Origin of the sequence: Ensifer sp. Root954 (assembly GCF_001429005.1) — a bacterium.
Lineage (GTDB): Bacteria > Pseudomonadota > Alphaproteobacteria > Rhizobiales > Rhizobiaceae > Ensifer > Ensifer adhaerens.
On sequence record NZ_LMJM01000001.1, the window covers coordinates 218,817 to 239,560 of the forward strand.

General features: G+C 64.1%; 20 protein-coding genes. 5 read left to right on the plus strand and 15 right to left on the minus strand.

All coding sequences use genetic code 11. The annotated features are described in order from the left end of the window. Positions 1–107: 107 nt before the first annotated feature. Positions 108–866 (minus strand): L,D-transpeptidase, encoded by a 759-nt coding sequence (locus tag ASE71_RS00895; protein WP_060522069.1) that lies wholly within the window; start codon positions 864–866, stop codon positions 108–110. 115 nt (positions 867–981) lie between these two features. Here ASE71_RS00895 and ASE71_RS00900 point away from each other — a divergent pair, with 115 nt between their 5' ends. Both ASE71_RS00900 and ASE71_RS00905 read left to right on the plus strand, forming a co-directional pair. Beyond that, positions 982–1,644, plus strand: a complete 663-nt coding sequence (locus ASE71_RS00900; RefSeq protein WP_060521923.1) for a response regulator transcription factor — start codon at positions 982–984, stop codon at positions 1,642–1,644. Continuing rightward, the gene (locus ASE71_RS00905) at positions 1,644–3,017 is read left to right on the plus strand and encodes an ATP-binding protein (RefSeq protein ID WP_060521922.1); all 1,374 of its coding nucleotides are present in this window, start codon (positions 1,644–1,646) and stop codon (positions 3,015–3,017) included. Before ASE71_RS00900 ends, ASE71_RS00905 begins: the two co-directional genes overlap by 1 nt. 66 nt (positions 3,018–3,083) lie before the next feature. On the opposite strand, the gene ASE71_RS00910 is transcribed toward ASE71_RS00905, so the two are convergent. The 10 genes from ASE71_RS00910 to ASE71_RS00955 all read right to left on the minus strand — a co-directional run bounded on the left by ASE71_RS00910 (position 3,084) and on the right by ASE71_RS00955 (position 15,243). Continuing rightward, positions 3,084–4,754 carry an ABC transporter ATP-binding protein gene (locus ASE71_RS00910; RefSeq protein ID WP_060521921.1) on the minus strand — a complete coding sequence of 557 codons (1,671 nt, stop codon included), beginning with the start codon at positions 4,752–4,754 and terminating at the stop codon, positions 3,084–3,086. Then, entirely contained in the window at positions 4,751–5,695 is a 945-nt protein-coding gene (locus tag ASE71_RS00915) for an acetamidase/formamidase family protein (protein WP_060521920.1), read from the minus strand. Before ASE71_RS00915 ends, ASE71_RS00910 begins: the two co-directional genes overlap by 4 nt. Positions 5,696–5,755: 60 nt before the next feature. Continuing rightward, complete coding sequence (locus tag ASE71_RS00920; protein ID WP_060521919.1) at positions 5,756–7,375, minus strand: ABC transporter substrate-binding protein; 1,620 nt, start codon at positions 7,373–7,375, stop codon at positions 5,756–5,758. 29 nt (positions 7,376–7,404) lie between these two features. Continuing rightward, positions 7,405–8,325, minus strand: a complete 921-nt coding sequence (locus ASE71_RS00925) for an ABC transporter permease (protein WP_034805440.1) — start codon at positions 8,323–8,325, stop codon at positions 7,405–7,407. A 1-nt stretch (position 8,326) separates the two neighbouring features. Continuing rightward, complete coding sequence (locus tag ASE71_RS00930) at positions 8,327–9,175, minus strand: ABC transporter permease (protein ID WP_060521918.1); 849 nt, start codon at positions 9,173–9,175, stop codon at positions 8,327–8,329. Next, a complete protein-coding gene (locus tag ASE71_RS00935; RefSeq protein ID WP_060521917.1) occupies positions 9,175–9,756 on the minus strand; it encodes an ANTAR domain-containing response regulator in 582 nt (193 codons plus the stop codon). The genes ASE71_RS00930 and ASE71_RS00935 overlap by 1 nt, the downstream gene beginning before the upstream one ends. After that, a complete protein-coding gene (locus ASE71_RS00940) occupies positions 9,753–10,889 on the minus strand; it encodes a transporter substrate-binding protein (protein WP_060521916.1) in 1,137 nt (378 codons plus the stop codon). Before ASE71_RS00940 ends, ASE71_RS00935 begins: the two co-directional genes overlap by 4 nt. A gap of 305 nt (positions 10,890–11,194) precedes the next feature. Then, positions 11,195–13,687, minus strand: coding sequence for a TonB-dependent receptor (locus tag ASE71_RS00945; protein WP_164475064.1), 2,493 nt, complete (start codon positions 13,685–13,687; stop codon positions 11,195–11,197). Between the two features lie 93 nt (positions 13,688–13,780). Then, entirely contained in the window at positions 13,781–14,701 is a 921-nt protein-coding gene (locus ASE71_RS00950; protein ID WP_060521915.1) for a FecR family protein, read from the minus strand. Positions 14,702–14,718: 17 nt separating this feature from the next. After that, entirely contained in the window at positions 14,719–15,243 is a 525-nt protein-coding gene (locus tag ASE71_RS00955; protein ID WP_060522067.1) for an RNA polymerase sigma factor, read from the minus strand. 280 nt (positions 15,244–15,523) lie between these two features. Between ASE71_RS00955 and ASE71_RS00960 the strand changes: the two genes are divergently transcribed. Then, positions 15,524–15,958: a GFA family protein gene (locus ASE71_RS00960; RefSeq protein WP_034798487.1), complete on the plus strand. Its 435-nt coding sequence runs from the start codon at positions 15,524–15,526 to the stop codon at positions 15,956–15,958. A gap of 59 nt (positions 15,959–16,017) precedes the next feature. On the opposite strand, the gene ASE71_RS00965 is transcribed toward ASE71_RS00960, so the two are convergent. Continuing rightward, on the minus strand, positions 16,018–17,688 hold the full coding sequence (locus tag ASE71_RS00965; RefSeq protein ID WP_034798485.1) for a SulP family inorganic anion transporter: 1,671 nt from the start codon (positions 17,686–17,688) through the stop codon (positions 16,018–16,020). A 307-nt stretch (positions 17,689–17,995) separates the two neighbouring features. Between ASE71_RS00965 and ASE71_RS00970 the strand changes: the two genes are divergently transcribed. Further along, positions 17,996–18,313 carry a potassium channel family protein gene (locus ASE71_RS00970; protein ID WP_034798484.1) on the plus strand — a complete coding sequence of 106 codons (318 nt, stop codon included), beginning with the start codon at positions 17,996–17,998 and terminating at the stop codon, positions 18,311–18,313. Between the two features lie 43 nt (positions 18,314–18,356). Here the strand turns inward: ASE71_RS00970 and ASE71_RS00975 are convergent, their stop codons facing one another. The 3 genes from ASE71_RS00975 to ASE71_RS00985 form a co-directional block, all read right to left on the minus strand. Beyond that, positions 18,357–18,959: a nitroreductase family protein gene (locus ASE71_RS00975; RefSeq protein ID WP_060521914.1), complete on the minus strand. Its 603-nt coding sequence runs from the start codon at positions 18,957–18,959 to the stop codon at positions 18,357–18,359. Between the two features lie 61 nt (positions 18,960–19,020). Next, entirely contained in the window at positions 19,021–19,233 is a 213-nt protein-coding gene (locus ASE71_RS00980; RefSeq protein WP_370689606.1) for a hypothetical protein, read from the minus strand. Between the two features lie 216 nt (positions 19,234–19,449). Continuing rightward, positions 19,450–19,644 carry a hypothetical protein gene (locus tag ASE71_RS00985; RefSeq protein WP_034798505.1) on the minus strand — a complete coding sequence of 65 codons (195 nt, stop codon included), beginning with the start codon at positions 19,642–19,644 and terminating at the stop codon, positions 19,450–19,452. Positions 19,645–19,750: 106 nt separating this feature from the next. Between ASE71_RS00985 and ASE71_RS00990 the strand changes: the two genes are divergently transcribed. Beyond that, complete coding sequence (locus ASE71_RS00990; protein WP_060521913.1) at positions 19,751–20,650, plus strand: LysR substrate-binding domain-containing protein; 900 nt, start codon at positions 19,751–19,753, stop codon at positions 20,648–20,650. Positions 20,651–20,744: the final 94 nt, after the last annotated feature.

Genomic DNA, 20,744 nt, shown 5'->3' on the forward strand with positions numbered 1-20,744 from the left:
CGTGACCGAAATGTGGTGAAAATCTTTCTTTGGCGTGGATCGCTTGCGCGAGGCGGTACTCGTTTTCGAAGTGTTGCAGAATTCCCGCGCTCGCTGCCTGCCCTCACCTAACCGATCGCCATGTCGCCCTTGGTCGGATCCGGAATGACGACGATGGTGCTGCCGTCGCGGACCTGATCATGGAGGTAGACGACATCCTGATTGAGCAGGCGAATGCAGCCGGAAGAGACCGCCTTGCCGATCGAAAATGCCTCGGGACTGCCATGGATGCGGTAGAGCGTGTCCTTGCCGTCCTTATGGATATAGAGCGCGCGGGCGCCGAGCGGGTTCTTGATGCCCGGGGGCATGCCGCCATTGGCGATGCTGTAGGGCTGGAGTTTCGGCTGACGCGCGACCATCTCGTCGGGCGGCGTCCAGCGCGGCCATTTGCGCTTGTAGGCGACGATCGCCCGGCCCGACCAGGCAAAGCCCTCGCGCCCGACGCCGATGCCGTAGCGCATCGCCCGCCCGCCCGGCAGCACGTGATAGAGGTATTTCGCGGGCGTATCGACGATCAGCGTGCCGGGCCGCTCACTGGTCGGATAATCCACCTCCTGCCGCCAGAACTTCGGATCGACCTCGGCGATCTTCACCTCAGGGATCGGAAACTGCTCGTCGGGCATCGCATAGTACATCGGCGGCACCGTCCGGCCGGCTGAGGGGCGGACGGGCGTGACGGCTGCCGGCACCACCGCCGGTGTCGGGCGGGCGGTCGCGCAGCCGGTGACGATCAGCGAGGCCGCGCCGATGACAAGGCTGCGGCGGGTCAGCGTGATGCCGGTCTTGTGATCGGCCGTGGAGGAAGAAGGCTCGTGTGCTTCGGTCATATCGGGCATTCAACGATTCAATTGTTGCAATGCCGCCTCAGAGGGAAGTCCTACCTTAAGGCTGCCTTAAGGGAGCGATTAAAGGATCGCGCTCTCAGAAATGTTAGGAGTAGCGATGCGAGTCCTGATCGTCGAAGACGACGATATCCTTAGAGACGGCCTGAAGGTCGGCCTGGCGCTGGCGGGCTTCACCACCGATGCCGTCGGCACCTGCGATGCGGCCGCGACGGCGCTTGCCGCCAACGGCTTCGACGCGGTCGTGCTCGACCTGATGCTGCCCGACGGCTCCGGTCTCGACATTCTGCGGGACTTGCGCGCCAGGCAGAGCGACATTCCGGTGCTGCTGTTGACCGCACGCGACACCGTGCGCGATCGCGTCGCCGGCCTCGACAGTGGCGCCGACGACTATCTCGGCAAACCCTTCGACCTCGACGAGGTTGCCGCCAGGCTTCGGGCGCTGGCGCGACGCTCCAGCGGCCGGGCGAGCGCCGCGCTGGAATGGTCGACGCTCAGGCTCGATCCGGCCAGGCAATCGGTGGAACAGGCGGGCAAACCGGTGCAACTCTCGCGGCGCGAATATTCCATCCTGCATACGCTGATGTCGCACCCGGGGGTGATCTTCTCCAAGACCAAGCTGGAAGACAAACTCTACGGCTGGCAGGAGGAAATCGAGAGCAACGCCGTGGAGGTGCACATCCACCATCTGCGCAACAAGCTCGGCCCGGGACTGATCGAAACCATCCGGGGCATCGGCTACCGGCTGGGCGGAGCCGGCTGATGCAATCGCTGCGCGCCCGGCTTTTCGCCATCCTCCTGATCACGACGGGGCTCCTGTGGCTATCGGCCACCGTCTGGATCTTCCTCAGCACCCGCGCCGAAGTCGAGCGCGTGCTCGACGCGCGGCTGATGGAGGCGGCGCGCATGGTGAATTCGCTGATCGTCAGCCCAGACATGATGAAGGAAGAAGGCGACACCCATGCCAACCGCCCGGCACAGAGCGCGATCAGGATCCCGCTGCTGGAGCACCCGCATTACGACCGGCAGCTCTCCTGCCAGATCTGGTCGCTGGATGGAACCCTGATCGGCAAGTCGGACAGCGCGCCCGACACAACGCTTGCGCCCCACGCCATGGGCTTTTCCGAAACCGTCATCAACGGCGAGACCTGGCGTGTCTTTGCGGTGGAGAATGCGAGCCTCGGCGTGCGCGTTCTCGTCGGTGACAACCTGCGCATCCGCGACCGGCTGGTCAACGACCTGGTCAAGGGGCTGTTGCTGCCGGCGCTGCTGATCATTCCGCTTCTGGCCGTGCTGATCTGGCTCTGCGTCGGGCGGGGCCTCGCGCCGCTGCGCAAGCTTGCCGGCGACCTTGCCGCGCGTGAAGCCTCCGACCTGCACGCGATCGAGGACACCGGCACGACGCGCGAGATCAGCCCGGTCTTGAAGTCGCTGAACGGCCTTTTTGCCCGTGTCGCCGGCGCCCGCGAGCGCGAGCAGAATTTCATCGCGTTTGCCGCCCACGAGCTGCGTACGCCGCTGGCGGGCCTCAAGACGCAGGCGCAGGTGGCGCTCGCCAGCGACGACGGCGAAATCCGCGAGAAGGCGCTCGGCCAGATCGTCGCCGGTGTCGACCGGACCGGAAAGCTGGTGCGGCAACTGCTCGATATTGCCTCGGTCGAGGCCACCGAGAGCGGCAGGCCGGCGGTCGGTTTTGATGTCGGCGAGATGCTGACAAGTCTTCGCACCGAACTCGCCGGCCAGGCGCGTCGCGTCGATGTTGTCGTCGACGGGGCGATGTCCGGTCTCAGGATCAATATGGATCCGGACCTCTTCCGGCTCGCGGCGCGCAACCTGCTCGAAAACGCCATCAACCATTCGCCACCGGGCGCAATGGTCTCTTGCCACGCCGAGATACGAGGCCAGCATCTGGTCATCGCGATCGACGACGAAGGGCCTGGCATCCCCGAGGAGGAAATGCCGCGCGTGACCGAGCGCTTCTTCCGCGGCCGGTTCAAGGCGGCGGCCGGCAGCGGGCTCGGCCTCAGCATCGTCGAGCGTGCGCTTGACCGAACCGGCGCCGAACTCGAACTGCGCAACCGACCGACCGGCGGCCTCTCGGCTCGCATCGTATTGTCGCAAGCCCTCGCGCCGTGAGCGATCGGGATTGTTTCAAACAGAGGGGGATGCGGGCGGAGACCGCACCCGTTTTGTCATCTCGCTCTAAGCGCTTTTCCGCATCGGCGGGTCCGGCAGCGGCACCGCGGCCATCAGCGCCCGGGTGTAGGCGTCCTGCGGATCCTCGAACACGGCGCGGCGCGTTCCCATCTCGACGATGCGGCCGCCGCGCATGACGGCGACATGGTGCGACATCCGCTCGATCACAGCCATGTCGTGCGAGACGAAGAGATAGGCAAGACCCATCATCTCCTGCAGTTCGAGCATCAGATCAAGCACGCGTGCCCGCACTGACACGTCGAGCGCGGCCACGCTTTCATCCGCGACAATCAGCTTCGGATTGACCGCCAGCGCGCGGGCAATGCAGATGCGCTGTCGCTGTCCTCCGGAGAACTCGTGCGGATAGCGGCTGGCAGCATCGGGCCCAAGGCCGACACGGCGCAACAGATCGGCGACGCGATCCGTGCGTTCGCTGCGATTGCCGATGCCATGGATGAGCAGCGGCTCGGCGATCGCCGCCCCGACCGCCATGCGCGGGTCGAGCGAGGCATAGGGATCCTGAAAGATCATCTGCGCGGAGCGGCGCACGGGCCGCATCTGGCGTTGCGACAGCGCGCCGATCTGCTGGCCGTCGATCGCCACATCGCCATCGAATGGAATGAGGCCGAGCACCGCCTTGCCGGTGGTCGACTTGCCCGATCCGCTTTCGCCGACGAGCCCCAGCGTCTCACCGGGGAAGATGTCGAAGGAAACGTCGCTGACGGCGGCGGCCAGCTTCTTTCCGCCCAACAGTCCGCTGGGCTTTTTTCCGTAGTGGACGGCGAGGTCACGCACGGACAGGACCGGGCTCGCCGCCCGCGGGACCGGTGCCGCAGCCGTTGCGGCGATGCGCGGCGGGCCGTCGGTGCCGGCATGCGCCCCCAGCCTCGGCACGGCCGCCAATAACTCCTGCGTGTAGCGCTCGCGCGGCGAGCGGAAGATCGGCAGTACGTCGCCCTGCTCGACGATGCGGCCCTGCTGCATGATGACCACGCGGTCCGCCATCTGCGCGACCACGCCCATGTCATGGGTGATCAGCACAATCGAAGCGCCGAATTCCCGCTTCAGTTCCTTCATCAGCGTCAGGATCTGCGCCTGCACGGTAACGTCGAGTGCCGTCGTCGGCTCGTCGGCGATCAGCACCTTGGGTCGGCACGAGAGTGCCATCGCGATCATCACGCGCTGCCGCATGCCGCCGGAAAGCTCGTGCGGATATTGCGTCATGCGCCGCGCCGGCTCGGTGATGTGCACCGCATCCAGCATGCGCAGGGCGACGGCACTCGCCGTTCCCCCCTCGGAACCCTGATGTTCGCGAATGGCCTCGGTCAGTTGCTCGCCGATCGACATCACGGGATTGAGCGATGTCATTGGCTCCTGAAAGACCATCGCGACATCGCCGCCGCGCACGCTGCGCATCGCACTGTTGGAGAGCTTCGAGAGTTCGCGCCCTTCGAGCTTGATGCTGCCGGAGGCGATCCGCAGCGAGGCTTTCGGCAGGAGCCCCATGACAGCAAGCGAAGTCACGGATTTGCCCGAGCCGCTCTCGCCGGCAATGCACAGCGTTTCGCCGCTCATGAGGTTGAAGCTGACGGCATCAAGGACCCTTCGCGGCCCTTGCGGCGTCAGCGCATCGACGCAGAGGCCATCGATGCCGAGCACGGGTGCTGCCGTTGTCACGAAAAGACGATCCTCGGGAAGTAGAAGGAAACGACCCAGTTCGGAGCGTCGACGATCTCGCTGATGCGGAGGTCGCCGCAGACCGAGCAGAGCAGATAGGCATCGACCGGACTCAAGCCGTGTTCGGCGCCAAGCAGGTCGATCATGCGCATCAGGCTTTCGCGCGCGCCGGTCATCAGATCCGGGCCGATGCCGGTCGTCACCTCGTAACCGGCAGCATCCAGATGACGGGTCACCGGACCCGGCGTAGTGAACCGCGGGCTGGCGAGACGGGCACCCTTGACGAGCTCGATCGTGGCTTCGACCTCCATCTGGCTCTCGATCGCGGTGCCACAGACCTCGCCGTCGCCCTGGGCTGCGTGGGTGTCGCCGATGGAAAACAGCGCGCCCTCCACCTCGACCGGCAGATAGAGGGTGACGCCCGATGTGAGATCGCGAATGTCGAGATTGCCGCCGACCCGGCGCGGCGGCACCACCGAATGCAGGCCCGGTTCGGCCGGCGCGACGCCGATCGTGCCGGCGAAGGGCTTCAGCGGCACGCGGCCGCCCGGTCCATAGAGCGCCGGTGCCATGGTATTCGCATCATAGGACCACATGTGCAGCGCCGGATCGGTGAACTGATCGGCGAGCAGGCCGAAGCCCGGAATGTTGGCCGTCCAGCCAACGCCCGAGGGCACGAAGCGGCGGATCGTCACCTTCAGCGCGTCGCCGGGCGCAGCACCTTCGACATAGACAGGCCCCGTCACCGGATTGATCTTCTCGAAATCGAGCGAGGCCAATGTGTCGAGCGTCGAGCCAGCGCCGAGCTGCCCGCCGGAAGAATCCAGGCATTCGAAATGGATGGTCTCACCGGGCTTGGCGATCAGCGTCGGCTCGAAGTCGCGGTTCCAGCCGAAATGATGCTTGGCGCGATGGATGGTGTGTGTGCAGGCAACGCACATGAAATCTCTCCCAAACTCATGAAGAGGCTCCCCGAAGACGACCTCCGGAGAGCCCGACGCTTATTGCTTCACGAAGATCGCGTCGTAGTTGATGACCCGGGTCGGATCGACGTAGATCTCGCCCTCGCCACCCATTCGCGGCGACTTGGCGACGACGCGGCGCTCGTTGGTGACGGGCACCCACGGCGCATCGGCCATAATGTCGGTGAAGATCTTGCCCCATTCCGCCTGCCGCTCGGCCGCCTTTGCCGGATCGGACATGGAATCGGCGGCAACGGCGCGCTTGTCGAGTGCCTCGTTGCAGTACCACGACCAGTTCCAGCCGCCCTGGACCGCACCGGAGCAGCCGAGGATCGGGCCGTAGAAGTTCGACGGGTCCGGGAAGTCGGCGATCCAGGCCATACCACCCGACCAGATCATCGGCGCTTCGCCTTCGGTGCCGCCGGCGGCAATGACGTTGGCCTGGGCCAGCGCCCGCACCTCCGCCTTGATGCCGATGGCGGCCAGATCCTGCTGGATCGCCTGGGCGATGCGCGGCTGCGGGTCGGTGTTGGTCGAATAGAGCACCGTCTCGAAGCCATCGCCATGTCCGGCCTCGGCGAGCAGGGCCTTCGCCTTCTCGACGTCATAGTCATAACCGGTGAACGCCTTGTCGTAACCCGGCATCAGCGGCGGCAGCGGCTGGTTGGCGGGCGTCGCGCGACCATTGAGGATGCGGGTGATACGCTCCTTGTTGATCGCCATATTGACGGCCTGACGAACCTTTACGTCGTCGAAGGGCTTCACCTTGGTGTTGAGCGTGACATAGCCGGTATGGAGCTGCTGTCCATCCACGATAATCTCGGCGCCTTCAGGCGAATTCTTGATTTCGAGGAATTTTGCCGGCGGAATACCGTCCCCGGCAATATCGACCTCCCCCTTCTGCAGTCGCAGCAGCGCCACCAGCGGTTCCTGGCCGACCTCGACCGTGAACTTGTCGATATGCGGCATGTCCTTGACGAAATAGTCGGGGTTGCGCTCGAAGGTCAGGCTCTGACCGACGGTCCAGTCCCTAAGGACGAAGGTGCCGGAGCCGACCGGCTTCTTGCCGAAGTCGCCGGCGGCAGCCTCGACCGCTTCCTTCGGCACGACCGAGGCGAAGTTGACGGCGAGCACGTGCAGGAAGGTTGCGTCCGGGCGCGACAGGTGGAAGACGACAGTCGCATCATCCGGCGCCTCAATGCCTTCAAGCGTCGCCGCCTTGCCGCCCGAGAGATCGTCGAAGCCCTTGATCGCGCCGAAGAAACCGGCGCCCGGCCCCTGCGTCTTCGGGTCGACCGCCCGTTCGATCGAATACTTCACGTCCGAGGCGACGATCTCGCGGCCGTTGGTGAATTTCACGCCCTTGCGCAGCTTGAACGTATAGGTGAGGCCATCCGGCGCGACCTCGAAGGTTTCGGCGAGCGACGGCACCAGCTCGGTGGTACCCGGCTTGTAGTCCATCAGGCGCGAGAACAGGCTCTTGATCATCGACCAGTTGACCCAGTCGTAGCCGATGGCGGGATCGAGCGTGGCGATATCGTCCTTGTAGGTGATGACGATATCTCCGCCCTGTTTCGGCGCATCCTGTGCAAGGGCCGAGAGCGGTGCTGCGAGCAGTGCCGCAGCGACGGTTGAAGTTCGAAGCCAGCTTTTGAACATTGTTGTTCCCCTTTTTGGTTGGTTTCGGATTAGCGGGCGCGGATGCGCGGATCGATGAGCGGCGCGACGAGGTCGGCAAGGAGGTTGCCAAGCACGATCGCGAGCGCCGAGACGAGCGTCACCCCCATGATGATCGGAATGTCGACCTGCTGGATCGCCTGCCAGGCGAGCTGGCCGATGCCTGGCCAGCCATAGACGGCCTCGACGACAACGACCCCGCTCATGAATTGGCCGATATCGATGCCGATCATGGCGATGACGGGTAGAAGCGCGTTCGGCAGCGCATGGCGGAAGATGATGCGGAACGAGGACAGGCCCTTGGCACGTGCGGTGCGCACATAATCCTGGTTCAAGACGTCGATCATCGCCGAGCGCACCATGCGCGCATACCAGCCGGCACCGAGGATGCCGAGCGTCAGCGCCGGCAGGACCACATGGGCGAAGCTGCCGAAGCCGCTCATCGGGAACCAGGCGAGCGTGACCGCGAAGACATAGAGCAGCAAAAGGGCCGCAACGAATTGCGGTGCCGAGACGCCGACGAAGGATGCCATCATCACGAGCCGATCGACGAAACCGCCGCGCCGGATGGCCGCGACGACACCGAGAAACACGCCGAGCAGGACTTCGACGAAAATTCCGGCCGCCATCAGGATCAGCGTTGCCGGCAGGCGCGCCGCGATCAAGGTACCGACATCGGTCTTCTGCGCGTAGGAGCGACCGAGATCGCCCTGCACCAGCCCCTGGAGATAGCTCCAGAACTGAACGAGCAGCGGCTGGTCGAGCCCGAGTTCCCGACGAATGTTGGCGACCGTCTGCGCCGTTGCGCTGCGCCCGGCGATCATGCGCGCCGGGTCGGCGGGAAGCGCATAGAGCAACAGGAAGGTGATGGCGGCAACGCCGAGCAGGATGAGCGCGGTCTGCACGAGACGGCGCAGCAGAAGGAATGCCATCTCAGCCCCTCCCGCGTTGCGTCGGGTCGAGGATATCGCGGAGCGCATCGCCGACCAGATTGAAGGAGAGCGCGGTCAAAAGGATGACGGCGCCGGGGATGAACACCAGCCAGGGCGCGGCCTGGAAATAGCTCTGGCTCTCGAAGATGATGTTACCCCAGGAGGGTGTCGGCGGCTGGACGCCGATGCCGAGGAAGGAGAGCGTCGCTTCGAGCAGCACCGTGGTTGCGATGCCGAGCGTGCCCCAGACGATCGCCGTCGGCACCAGATGCGGCAGGATGTGGTGAAACAGGATGCGCCCGTGGCCGGCGCCGAGTGAGCGCTCGGCGAGGATGAAGTCGCGTTCGACCAAGCCACGGGTCTCGGTATAGACGATGCGGGCGACCTGGACCCAGTTGACGAGCGCGATCACCATGGCGACGATCCAGAGACTTGGGCGCAGCAGTGCGGCAAGGACGATCGCCAGCAGCAGCGCCGGAAAGGCCATCATCAGGTCGGTGAAGCGCATCAGTGCGCTGCCGATAAGGCCCCGCATGTAGCCCGAGAGAATGCCGATCATGAGCCCGATCGAGACGGCAACGCCATTGGCGACGAGGCCGATGACAAGCGAAGTTCGGGCGCCATAGAGCAGGCGCGAAAAGAGGTCGCGGCCGAGCGTATCGGTACCGAGCAGGAACTGAGCACTCGGCGGCAACGGCGCGCCTTCGAGCGTCAGCCCGTCGAACATCTGTTCGTCCGGGCTATAGGGGGCAACCAGCGGAGCGGCCAAAGCGAGCATGACGACCAGTGCAACGACGACGAGACCGAACAGCGCCGCCGGCTGCCTGAACATGAATTTCAAAACCTGCATCAACCGGCCTCCGGCAGGGGCTCGGCACCGCCGAGGATGGAACCGGCGATCTGCTCCATCGACAGGCGCTTTTTCATCGCGCAATTGCGCAGGATTCCATAGGCTTGTTCTTCGTTGACATGGCAGGCCTGACCGATCTTCTGCACGGCGGCATGAACGAGCGGGCGCATGCGCACCCGTTCTTCGAGATGGGCGATCTTGTCGGCGACGGCGCGGCGCTCCTCGTGGATCCCAACCGCCAACACCAGGGCCGGGTAGACCGCCGAGGACGCGACCGGCTTGGCGATGATGGCCGCAACCCCCTGCCCCATCGCCCAGGCGACCCGGCCCGGTGCTTCCGAGCCGAGCAAGGCGATCAGCGGCCGTGGCGCCTGTTCGTCCTTCCAGGGCAAGAGCCCGCTCCAGCCCTGGTCAGCGTCGACGAGGATGATATCGGGCAGGTCGCGCGCATCGAGCGGCTGCCATTGTACGGTGACGTCGAAGCCGAACAGCGTGAGCTGTCGCACCAGCCGCTCCGTCGTCTGGTCTTCGCGGTGCAGGATTGCCGCACGCCAGCCGGTGAAGTTCGGTGTTTCCCTCATGAGACGATCCGCAATTGGGGCGCCTTGCGCTTGCGCTGGCCGGTCAGATAGGGGTCGGCGGCAATTGACGGCAGCGATGTGACGATGTCGAAGCCTCCGTCGTCGCTGATGCGGCCGAGATGGAACGGCAACGCCGCATGGTGGGTCTGCGGATCGATCCTGAGCGGGCCGAGCACACTCTGATGCGCCGCTGCCGAAACAAGCTGCGTGATCGTCGCGGGATCGTCGACGCCCGCCTCGATGATCGCCTCGGCGCAAAGCTTGACGGAGGCATAGGCGCTGGCAAACAGGCTGGAAATGCGTCGCCCGGGGCCGAAGCGACTGGCAACGCGCAGCTTGAAGGCCGCATTGTCGGGCGAAACCACCGTGTCGAAATAGGAAGCGGCGCAGAGCTGGCCGGTCGCGACCCCGAGGCCGATATCCGTCAGCTCGCACTCTTGCAGGTCGCAGCTGACGACCGGGCAGTTTTCCGGCCGGAACCCCGGATCGCGCACGGCGAGCGCACGGATCGCCGCGTGGAAGGCGTAGCTGGAAGGACCGACGAGATTGTTGAGGATGAAGCTCGGCCGGCGCTGCTCGATTTCGGCGACGATCCGCTCGACCGCGGTTTCCTCGAGCGGCAGGTAACGCTCGCCGAGGATTGCGCCGCCGGCTTCCTCCACCAGCTCACGCGCCAGGCGGTTCATTTCCCAGCCCCAGACATAGTTTGCGCCGATCAGATAGGGCCGGTTGCCGAAACGCGGCAGCAGATAGTCGAGCAAGGGCAGCAAATGCTGGTTCGGGCAGCCGCCCGTATAGATCACGTTGTCGTTGGCCTCGAAGCCCTCATAGGGGCACATGTACCAGAGCAGGCCGTCGTGCTTTTCGACAAGCGGAATGACCTCCTTGCGAGCGAGCGAGGTGATGGTGCCGATGATGTGGCGGCATCCGTGGTCGCGCAGCAGCGATCTGGCGCCTTCGAGATAGCGGTCGATATTGGCTTCCGGATCGATGAAAACCGGCTCGATCCGGCCTGGATGGCTTGCCGCAATCTCCTCGATCGCCAGTTCCGCGCCATCGCGACAGTCGCGGCCCATCGTCCCGTAGGGCCCGGTCGTCGAATAGAGGATGCCGATCTTTACCGCGCCGCTCATGTACCCGCCAAAAACCAAAAACCCCACGACGCCGGGCCCATCGAAGATGGGGGCATCATGGGGCGAAACTGCCCGTCGACCATCGAGGTCATGTGAATGGATTGATCATGCTCAATCTGAGAGCATGATTAAGATACGGGCAATCGACGGCTGTCAAGCAAGGATTGGCAAGCTCGCAACCTATTATACGCAACTTTACAGACAGAGGCGGGTGGAGCACCGCAATCAAGCGCCACTGCTGCGCGGAGGCGCGTAGGAGGACATTCGGCCGGCCCGCATGCCGGCCGGCCGGGTCCATGTTCCGGTCAGAACTTGCGGCTGATCGCGATCTTGAAGTTGCGGCCGGGCATCGCCGAGATCCCGTCGCTGAGATAGGGCTCGTAGTATTTGTCGAAGATATTGTCGACCGCGAGATGCACTTCGCCACCCTCCATGAAGCCCGATGTCGGCGTCCAGTCGAGGAAGAGGCCGTGCACCGCATAGCCGGCACTCGGCGGGCGCGCGTAGGTCTGTCCGCCCTGATTGTAGGGCGTGCGGTTCTGGTCGTCGACGAAGGTGCCTGTCCAGCCGAAGGCGAGGTCCTGATCCGGTACCTTGATCCCGGCCGTCGCGATCACGGTCAGGGGCGCCAGATCGTTGATATAGGTGTCCGGTCCCCAGACGTTGTTGACGGCGCCGGTCCGCTCGCCGGTCATCCAGGACACGCCGAGATCGGCGAACATACGCTCGGTCTCGTAGTGCGCCTGCCACTCGATGCCGCGGATATCGTAGGACGGCGTGTTCCAGTAAAATGGCACGTTGCCGGTAACGTCGGCGAGGTTGGCCGTGCCGAACCGGCGCGTTACCGGATTGGAGACGTGGTTGTTGTAGACCGAAATACGCGTCGACAGCATGTCGTCGGTCGTCAGCACGTCGTTGAAGCTCAAGTCGACACCAATGTTGAAGGTGCTGTTACGCTCGACCTCCAGATCACGGCTGGTGCCGGAAGCCTTGGTAAGCACGCTCTGGGTCGAATAGATTTCGTCAATGTTGGGCACCCGCATCGCATAGGCCCAGTCGGCAAAGAACCGCACCGACGGCGTGGCTTCCCATGACAGGCTGATCGCCGGCGTCACACCCTGGTGCGACACGGCTGAATAGTCGTGCCCGGCCAGCGGATTGTTGAACCGCGGCGCCTCGTTCGGCACGCCCTTCGAGCGCACATGGTCGTAGCGCAGGCCCGGCGTCACGGCAAACGTGTCCGTCAGTTCGATCCGATCGCGAACGAAAGCGGCAAAGGTCTTCTGCGAGCCCTCGGGCATGAACCAGGGGGCGTAGGAGCCGTAGTTGTACTGCGCCTGGGTGCGGTTGGCGATGTCATACATCCAGATGTCCCGGTCATGATCCAGGTACTGAATGCCATAGTTCAGGCTGTGCGACAGTCCGCCGAGCGTGAAGTTGGAGGTATTCTCCGCTTCGAACTTGATGTCGGTGTAGGTGGCATCGTTTTCGTAGCCGCCGACGGATGCGCTGGGGTTGAGCCCCGGAATGTCGGGCCGCTTCGCATGCTGGCCGGTCGACGAGAAGCTCCCCATCATGCGGTAATTCACCAGGTCGCTGTCGCCCGTATAGCTATAGGTAAGCGTCGAGGTGAAATCCTCGATTTCACGCCAGGTGAGAAGCCGGCGCATCGCTTCCTTGTAGCCGTAGCGGGTGATGTTGTAGTCCGACGGCGCCGACTGGCCGCGGATGGCGGCCACGGGTCCCCAATTGTCGTTTTGGCCGTAGGCGACCGTCCCCCTGATCTCGTGGCCGTCATATGCGGCACCGACATTGGCAAGCAGGGTGGTCAGCTTCGAGTTGGAATAGTTGTAGACCTCGCCGCCGCCGACGCGCATGTCGTCGCTTTTGCGCCATGTGCCGGCCAGAAGGCCATCATAGGTGATGGGGCCGCCGAAATCCGACTTTCCGTAGAGCGCGCCGGTTTCGAGAAACTGCTTGTTGGCACTCTGGAAACCGGACTTGGCCCAGACGCCCCATTCTTCGCCGGGCCTGAGCATGTCAGCCGCGTTCTTGGTCTCCATCAGCACCGTGCCGCCGAAGCCGCCATTGCCGTAGCGCACCGATGTCGCGCCCTTTTCGATCTCGACGCGCTTGAGCAGTTCCGGCTCGATGAAGACTGTGCCCTGGTCGTACTTCTCGAAATTCTTCGGCGCGCCGTCGAGGATGATCCGCACGTCAGACTGCCGGGCAAAGCCGCGGATGGCGAGCGTTTGTCCTTCGATGCGCACGCCACCGCCCATCGACACGCCGGGCGTCTTCTGCAGCAATTCCGGAAGGCTCGATGCCTGGGCCTTTTCGATGTCCTCAGCATCAAGGACCGCGATGTTCGGCGCGCGGTCACCGTCCTTGGCGTCGCCGCGGGCGACAATGGGCGCGAGCTTCGTGCCTTCGCCGTCTGCCGGCGTCGCGGCTTCCACCGCACCCATCAGTTTCACCGTCGAGCTGCCGACGAAACGATAGCGGACGCCCGTTCCGCTCAGCAACCGCGCCAGCGCCTCTTCGGCCGTCATCTCGCCGGAAAGGCCTGGCGTGGTGACGCCAGAGGCGACCGAGCTGTCGAACACCACCTGCAGCTTGAGCTGTGAGGCCAGGCGATTGACGGCCGTCGTCAGCTTGCCCGCAGGTACGTCGACGTGATGCCGCACCGCATCTTGCGCAAGAGCGATGGTGGTGGTGAGGGCAAACACGGTGCCTGCCATCAGCAGGTTGAGAATTCCGGATTGGCGGCGGCGGCCGGTCGTATTCGAATATGACATGATGGTTCCAGACAGAGAGATGGCCGAAACGGCCGGGGTCTGGTTTCTGGACGAACGAGGTGCCGGTTCAGGGACACCTCGTCCTCGATTTTTTTAGCGCAGGATCGTGACGTAGCGTCCGATCCGGGTGACCTTGACGTCGAAGGCTTCGGCAAGACCTTGCAATGCGCCGACGGGATCGGAGAGATCGAAGCTGCCGGACACCCGCCTGGCGCCGACGCCGGCATCGGCGATCAGGATCTTGCCGGGAACGTAGCGCCCGATTTCCTCGACGACGGACGCGATCGTGCGTTCCTCGAAAACCAGGCGCCCCTGCCGCCATGCTGCTGCCACGAATGGATCGACCGGCGTGACATCGCCGAGCCGGCCGTCATGGTCGTAGCTGACCTGCTCGTTGACCGCGACGCGGCGCGGCGGCATTGCCGCGTCCGTCGCGACCGATACGGCGTGTTCGAGAACGGTGACGCTGGTGCCGTCGTCGGTGAGGTTGACGTCGAATGCCGTCCCGAGTGCCGTCGTCGTGCCGCCTCCGGCCTTAACGACAAAGGGCCGTTGGCTGTCGGCCGCGACCTGGACGAAGGCCTCGCCACGCAGCAGCACGATCCGCCGCTCGGCGGAAGTGAACTGATAGGCGACGGCCGACTGGGCGTTGAGCTGCAGTGTCGAGCCATCCTCAAGGGTAAGAATCGGCCTTTCACCCTTGCCGGCGATGACGTCCGCCTGCATCCACAGGGCGCCGTCGAGCGCAACAAAAATGCCGGCGCCGACGCTGACGATGGCCGCCAGCGCTGTTGCGGTTTTTCGCCGCGTCCCTGTCAGCTTCACCGCCCTTTGGGCAAATTCCGGTTCGCGCCGGATCAAGAGCGATGCGTCACCGATCGCCCTTTGAGCGCGCGCAAAAATTTCGGCATGGGCAGGATCCTCCGCGCGCCAGCGTTCGAAGGCGAGCCGCAACGCTTCATCGTCGGGATCACCCGTCAGGCGGACGAGCCAATCCACAGCCTGCTCGCGCATCCTCCTGTCGCGCGCCGTCACAACACCTCCTCCAACCGGTCGAGGCAATGCAGATAGGCCTTGCGCAGATGCCGGTCGACCATGTTGCGGCTGATCCCTGTGCGCATGGCGATTTCGTCCGAGGTGAGGTTGCCGATGCGGCTTGCGAGAAAGACGCGCCGCCGCTGCAGCGACATGTCCATGATCGCCCTCTTCAGGATCGCCAGCCGCCGGGGAAGATCGATGTTGGCATCAGGCGCAGCGATATCGCTGGCGACAGCCAGGGCGTCTTCTTCGCTACCGGAGAAAAGCTTGAGCTCGAAGCGGTCGCGCCGCAGCCGGTCGATACCGAGATTGGCACAGGCGCGGCGCAGAAACGCCCTGAGCGACGACTTGCCCTCAAGCGGCGTGCGCCGATCGACCAACCGAACATAAAGCTCGTGAACGACCTCGTTCGCGATTGCCGCCTGGTGACCACGCCGCCGCGTCATCGCGCAAAGCTCGTCGTAGTAGGCCACGATCGCGTCGTCGAGCATCAAATGCGAAGCTGATTTCTCTGGCATGATAGGTTTCAGGGCCGATCCGGAGCCGTCGGCAGAGCGAAGATGAGAGACAGGGCGCGGTGCAGACGAGGCAGCGCCGGCGTTCATTAGCGCGTCCGTGCGGTGCGCACAACAAATATGAGTATTGTACTCATCTTTAATTTCCGAGGCCGTCAGCAGTGCAACTAGCTCGAAAGGAGGCGTTGACCTCAGGGCTCAGAGTGAGACCCTCAGGCAGGGTTCACGCCGGTTATCAGCAAGAGCCAGATTTCCGGGCGACAAGAACCGAAAGGAGAAAGTCATGGCAGCGAACGGCAGCCTCAACGGAAAGTGCTTCTGCGGCGCAGTCGAGATCGAAGTGAGCGGCGATCCGGCCGCCATGGGTTATTGCCATTGCAGTTCCTGCCGAAGCTGGTCGGCAGGCCCGGTCAACGCCTTCACGCTCTGGCCACCGGAGAAGGTCAAGATCGTCAAGGGTGCGGACAATCTGGTTGGCTACCAGAAGACGGCAACGAGCGTGCGCAAATGGTGCAAGGCCTGCGGCGGGCATCTCATGACCGAACATCCGCTCTGGGGTGTCACCGACGTCTTTGCAGCGGCAATCCCGTCGCTTGCCTTCAAGCCGATGCTTCACGTCAACTATCAGGAGACGGTGCTGCCGATGAAGGACGGCCTGCCGAAGTATCGGGACTTCCCGCCGGCCTTCGGCGGAACGGGCGAGATGATGGCGGAATAGCTCATTTTCTGAGCACAATTCCGGACGGAAAACCGCTGTGCCCTTTTCCTGGAATTGCTTTACGCCTGCGCGGCGCCGGCCAGATAGTGCTGGAGCGCCGTGCGGGTATTGACGAACAGGCGGTCAGGGCCGAGCTGATCGGCAAAGCCGGATGCGCGCACATAGGCAAGCACGTCCGGGTTCAGCTCGGCCAGCCAGACGGTGACGCCGTGTTCGCTGATGCGGCGCTCGCCCTCCATCATCATCTGCAGCGCCGAATATTCGATGTCGAAAACCCGGCTCATGTCGAGCACGACAACTCTGGGCTTCTGCTTTGCGACCAGCATCTGCGCCTGGTCGGCCACCTGCTGGGCATTGCCAAAAAAGAGCCGACCCTCCGGGCGTAGGATCAAAAGTCCCTCGAAGGTCTCGTCATCGGGGTGTGCGGACGAGAGCGGCCGCAGCCGATCGGTGCCGCGCTTGCGGCCGACGACATAGACCTTCGCCGAGGCCGCCTGGCGCGCGAGCCCGATGAAGGACAGCACGATTGCAACGATGATGCCCTGCAGCGTGCCGAAAAACAGCACGCCGAGAAAGGCGGCCAACGCCCAGTGAAACTCCATCAGCCGGACTTTGCGGACGGAGAGGAAGTCCGCGGGCTTGATGAGCCCGACCGAGTAGACGATGACGATCGCCGCAAGCACGGCCTGCGGCAGCAGGCCGAGCAGCGGCGCGAGGACCAGCATGGTCGCAGCCGCAGCCGCCGCGGTGACCAGAGACGCCATCTGGCTGTGGCCGCCGACCGCTCGCACCACGGCGGTTTGCGACGTGCCGCCGCCGGCACTCATGGCACCGAAAAAGGCGCCCCCGAAATTCGCGGCACCCGTCGCCAGCAACTCGCGGTTCGCCCGGATCGGCGGGTCGGACGGAGCGGCAAAGGCCCGGCCGGCGGCAATGGTCTCGGTGAAGCTCATCAACGCGATGCCGAGCGCGCCCGGCAAGAGTTCCTGAACAAGACCCAGGCTCGGAAGTGTCAGCGAAGGCAGCGATTGCGGGATGAAGCCGACGGTGGAAACGCCGAGCGCTGCGAGACCCGCGAACCAGGAAAGCGCGATGCCCGCGGCCACCGCCAGAAGCGGCGCCGGCGAATGCGGCCAGAGGCGCTCCATCGCAAGCAAAGCCACCAGAGCCGCGGCCGCAATCGCGAGCGTGAGCATCGAGGTCTCGGACAGGTGCCCGGCGATGCTGAGGATATCGCGGAAGAAGCCTTCCTTGGTGATGTGAATGCCGAGCAGCTTCGGCACCTGGTCGAGCACGATGACAAGGCCGATGCCGGCCTTGAAGCCGATCAGCACCGGCGACGATATGAAATTGGCGACAAAGCCGAAACGCAGCAGCGATGCCAGGAACAGTAGCGCGCCGGTGAGCGCCGTCAGCGTCGCGGTCGCCGTCAGCAGCTTGGCCGGATCGCCATCCGGGACGGCAAGGCCGAGCTGCGTGCCGGCGAGGATCGCAAGCGTGGTGGTCGACGAGACGCTGAGAACGCGCGACGTGCCGAGAAGCGCGTAGATGATCATCGGCACGAAGGCGGTGTAGAGGCCGACACTGACGGGCAGGCCGGCGACCGTGGCATAGGCCATCGCCTTGGGCAGGACCACGGCGGCGGCCGTAAGACCTGCGATCACGTCGAGCCGCAGGCCCGCGGAGAGAGAGCGGCCGTCGCCGGCAAGTGAATGCTCATGCGATGCCATCCGGGTTGTCCTTTGGCAGGAGCTTTCATGAGATTATTCTAAAGCGATAGCACTCGGCCAAAGCGGTTGCAAGAAATGCAACTGACGGCATCGCATCCCGTTTGCCGGCCGGAAAACAGGCGCTGGAAGCCGACCCGACTCAGGGCTATCTTCAGAGCGGCGGCGGTGCGTTTGCGAAGGGATTTCGGCGGCGGCAAGCGAGCCTTGGGCCGATCGTCTTGGGGGCGCGGCTGGTTCGCCTTCCAGGCCTATCCGCGAGAGGGAGGATTGCGTGGCGGAATCTCAACGCCGGCGGCAGACGAAGAGAATGCGACGCCGGTTCTTCTCCAATCTCTACCAGCAGCTTCAGCTGCTCTGGCCGATCTTCTCAGCGATCCTGATCGTAATGGCAGGAACCGGCGTCGTCATCGGCCGCATCGAAGACTGGCGGCTCGACGAAGCGTTCTATTTCACCTTCGTCACGGGCCTGACCATCGGCTACGGCGACATCACGCCGAAGCATCTGAGCGCTCGGGTGCTGGCGCTGGTGATCGGTTTTTCCGGCATCGTACTGACCGGCCTCGTCGCTGCGGTCACCGTGCAGGCGCTGAATGAGACTAGCCGGGATGAGACCGACGACCACTGAGGGGGCAAGCCGGCAAGCCTTGCCCGCCCCCTCGTTTGACGGGTCAGCCGGCCACGAACCGGCCTTCGGATACGATCTCCGACAGCGCCTTGCGCGGGCTTGGCTGCTCGCGCTGCTGCAGCGCGTGCGGAAGCAGCGCCTTGTCGCCGAGACGCCCGATCGCGACGGCCGCTTCGATCCGATAGTTCTCGGGCACGCCGAGCTCCGTTCGCGCGCGCTCATAGTCGAGACCGGCCATACCATGCGCCTGCCAGCCGGAATGCGCTGCCTGCAGCGCAAGCGCACCCCAGGCGGCACCGGCATCGAAGGAATGGGTGTAGGACGCCACCTCTTCGCTACCGCCGGGCGGCAACAGTGAAGTCTTCGACAGCACGAAGATCAGCGCCGACGCCTCCGCCGCCCAACTCCGGTTGAACTCGTTCAGGAGGCCGAGCAGCCTCTCCCAGCCTTCACTGCCGCGGCGCGCATAGACGAAATGCCAAGGCTGGGCATTGTAGGCGGACGGCGCCCAGCGAGCAGCCTCAAGAATCTCGAACAGCTCGGGCTCGGAAATCTCGGCACCCGAATAGGCGCGCGGAGACCAGCGCTCGAGAAAAAGCGGGTTGATCGCATAATCTGCGACGCGGGAATTTACATGCAATGTCATGGGGATTTCCATTCATCGACGGCGTGCCGTCGTCACTTCAGGTAATTGTTGGCGGATGTGGTCACTGACGGCCGAAGCTTTGATAGCGTCCGCAGCGGCTTTTCAAGGTCGAGATCTCATCGGAGAGTTCGGCAATGCGATCCTTAAGCTCATGGACCGTGCCATCCTCGATATCGTCGAAACCAAAACAATCGCGTGCCTCGTGCAGTTCCAGCCGGCCCTGCAGGACCTCGCGGATTGCACTCAAACGCTCGTATTGCCGCAACATGCTCATCATGGACCTCATCTCAGGCGGCCGCCGCAAACTCGCGCCGGCCGACACCACCGAGATTATCCACTTAAACAGTAGATTAAAGGAATTCTGACCCAAAGAGCGGGCGGGACGTGGAAAACTGCTCCGCCCGGGCGACGACGCTGCGTCGCGGGCAAGAAAAGACCCAGGCGGTGGGAGGTCCGCCCGGGTCTTTTGAAATCATACGGTTGGGCGAAATCATGCGGTCGGGAGGTCGTGCCCGTCGGGGCGGTTGCCGTCGAGAAAGCCCATATCCCGCTTCAGGTGATCCGACAGATCCCTGACGTCGACGACATCGGTCGTCCGGCTCTTCCTCGCGAACAGGAGCGCCAGCCAGGAACCGACGGAAAAATCGTTTGTCGACGAAAAACTACGTACTTGAATGGTTGTCATAGCCGTCATCCTCTTCATCAATCCGTCTAATGGACGGACCTTGAAAATGGTTGTGGACGGCATCAACTTCCAATCGAATATCGGTCACCATGCATAAGGCCATTTGATGCATAAGACACTTCCGCTTCCCCCATTGACAGCGATACGGGTCTTCGAGGCGGTCGCGCGCCATGGAAGTTTCACCAATGCCGCAAGCGAACTCGGCATGACGCAAGCTGCGGTGAGCTATCAGATCAAGGTGCTGGAAGATCGGATCGGCGCACCCCTGTTCCTCCGCCGCCCACGCCAGATCGCGCTCACCGAGGTCGGCCAGCGGCTTGCACCGGTGGTGACGCAGGTCTTCGAGCAGCTCAGCGAAGCCTATGTGAGCGCGCGCGGCGGCGCCCAGGGAACACTGGTCATCAGTACGATCGCGACCTTTGCCTCCAACTGGCTGGCGCGGCGCCTCGGCTCGTTTCAGATCACTCACCCCTCGCTTGCCGTGCGACTTCAAACCGAGCCGCATCTCGTCGACTTCAGTCGCGAGGAGGTCGATATCGGCATTCGCTCAGGCCGCGGCGAGTGGCCGGGACTTGCCGCCCACCGTCTGATCAACGCCGATTTTTCGCCGATGTTGAGCCCAGGCCTTGCGGCCAGCATCGGTGGCGTGAAGGAACCGGCCGACCTCCTGCGCCTGCCGCTTCTCGACCCCGGTGATCCCTGGTGGGCGCAGTGGTTTGCCGCCGCCAACGTGCCGGTGGAAGGGCTTGCGAGCCGGCCCGGCTCCAGCATGGGCGCCCAAGTCTATGAGGGAAATGCGGCCGCGGCCGGACAGGGCGTGGCGATCCTGACGCCGGCCTTCTTTGCCGCGGAACTCGCAGACGGGCGTCTGATCCAGCCCTTCGATCTGCTCTGCGACGAGAGCCAGGCCTTTTGGATGGTCTATCCGGAAAGCCGGCGAAACGCCCCGAAAATCAGCGCCTTCCGCCAGTGGATTCTCGGCGAGATCGGCCAGCAAAAACGTTGAGGGCGGCTGTCGGAGCGGGGTGGCCTTGCGTCCCGACCGCCCCGGAAATTTCTCCCGTTCTGGAACCCTTCGGGCCACCGGGGAGTTGCACCCC

Bases quoted from the DNA above. Each gene is read 5' to 3' on its own strand.
- ASE71_RS00980 (WP_370689606.1), bottom strand. From the start codon at position 19,233: ATGAGCATGTTGCGGCAATACGAGCGTTTGAGTGCAATCCGCGAGGTC.
- ASE71_RS00930 (WP_060521918.1), bottom strand. From the start codon at position 9,175: ATGCAGGTTTTGAAATTCATGTTCAGGCAGCCGGCGGCGCTGTTCGGT.
- ASE71_RS00985 (WP_034798505.1), bottom strand. From the start codon at position 19,644: ATGACAACCATTCAAGTACGTAGTTTTTCGTCGACAAACGATTTTTCC.
- ASE71_RS00895 (WP_060522069.1), bottom strand. From the start codon at position 866: ATGACCGAAGCACACGAGCCTTCTTCCTCCACGGCCGATCACAAGACC.
- ASE71_RS00935 (WP_060521917.1), bottom strand. From the start codon at position 9,756: ATGAGGGAAACACCGAACTTCACCGGCTGGCGTGCGGCAATCCTGCAC.
- ASE71_RS00990 (WP_060521913.1), top strand. From the start codon at position 19,751: ATGCATAAGACACTTCCGCTTCCCCCATTGACAGCGATACGGGTCTTC.
- ASE71_RS00975 (WP_060521914.1), bottom strand. From the start codon at position 18,959: ATGACATTGCATGTAAATTCCCGCGTCGCAGATTATGCGATCAACCCG.
- ASE71_RS00900 (WP_060521923.1), top strand. From the start codon at position 982: ATGCGAGTCCTGATCGTCGAAGACGACGATATCCTTAGAGACGGCCTG.
- ASE71_RS00970 (WP_034798484.1), top strand. From the start codon at position 17,996: ATGCGACGCCGGTTCTTCTCCAATCTCTACCAGCAGCTTCAGCTGCTC.
- ASE71_RS00940 (WP_060521916.1), bottom strand. From the start codon at position 10,889: ATGAGCGGCGCGGTAAAGATCGGCATCCTCTATTCGACGACCGGGCCC.
- ASE71_RS00955 (WP_060522067.1), bottom strand. From the start codon at position 15,243: ATGCCAGAGAAATCAGCTTCGCATTTGATGCTCGACGACGCGATCGTG.
- ASE71_RS00950 (WP_060521915.1), bottom strand. From the start codon at position 14,701: ATGCGCGAGCAGGCTGTGGATTGGCTCGTCCGCCTGACGGGTGATCCC.
- ASE71_RS00905 (WP_060521922.1), top strand. From the start codon at position 1,644: ATGCAATCGCTGCGCGCCCGGCTTTTCGCCATCCTCCTGATCACGACG.
- ASE71_RS00945 (WP_164475064.1), bottom strand. From the start codon at position 13,687: ATGTCATATTCGAATACGACCGGCCGCCGCCGCCAATCCGGAATTCTC.
- ASE71_RS00960 (WP_034798487.1), top strand. From the start codon at position 15,524: ATGGCAGCGAACGGCAGCCTCAACGGAAAGTGCTTCTGCGGCGCAGTC.
- ASE71_RS00920 (WP_060521919.1), bottom strand. From the start codon at position 7,375: ATGTTCAAAAGCTGGCTTCGAACTTCAACCGTCGCTGCGGCACTGCTC.
- ASE71_RS00965 (WP_034798485.1), bottom strand. From the start codon at position 17,688: ATGGCATCGCATGAGCATTCACTTGCCGGCGACGGCCGCTCTCTCTCC.
- ASE71_RS00915 (WP_060521920.1), bottom strand. From the start codon at position 5,695: ATGTGCGTTGCCTGCACACACACCATCCATCGCGCCAAGCATCATTTC.
- ASE71_RS00925 (WP_034805440.1), bottom strand. From the start codon at position 8,325: ATGGCATTCCTTCTGCTGCGCCGTCTCGTGCAGACCGCGCTCATCCTG.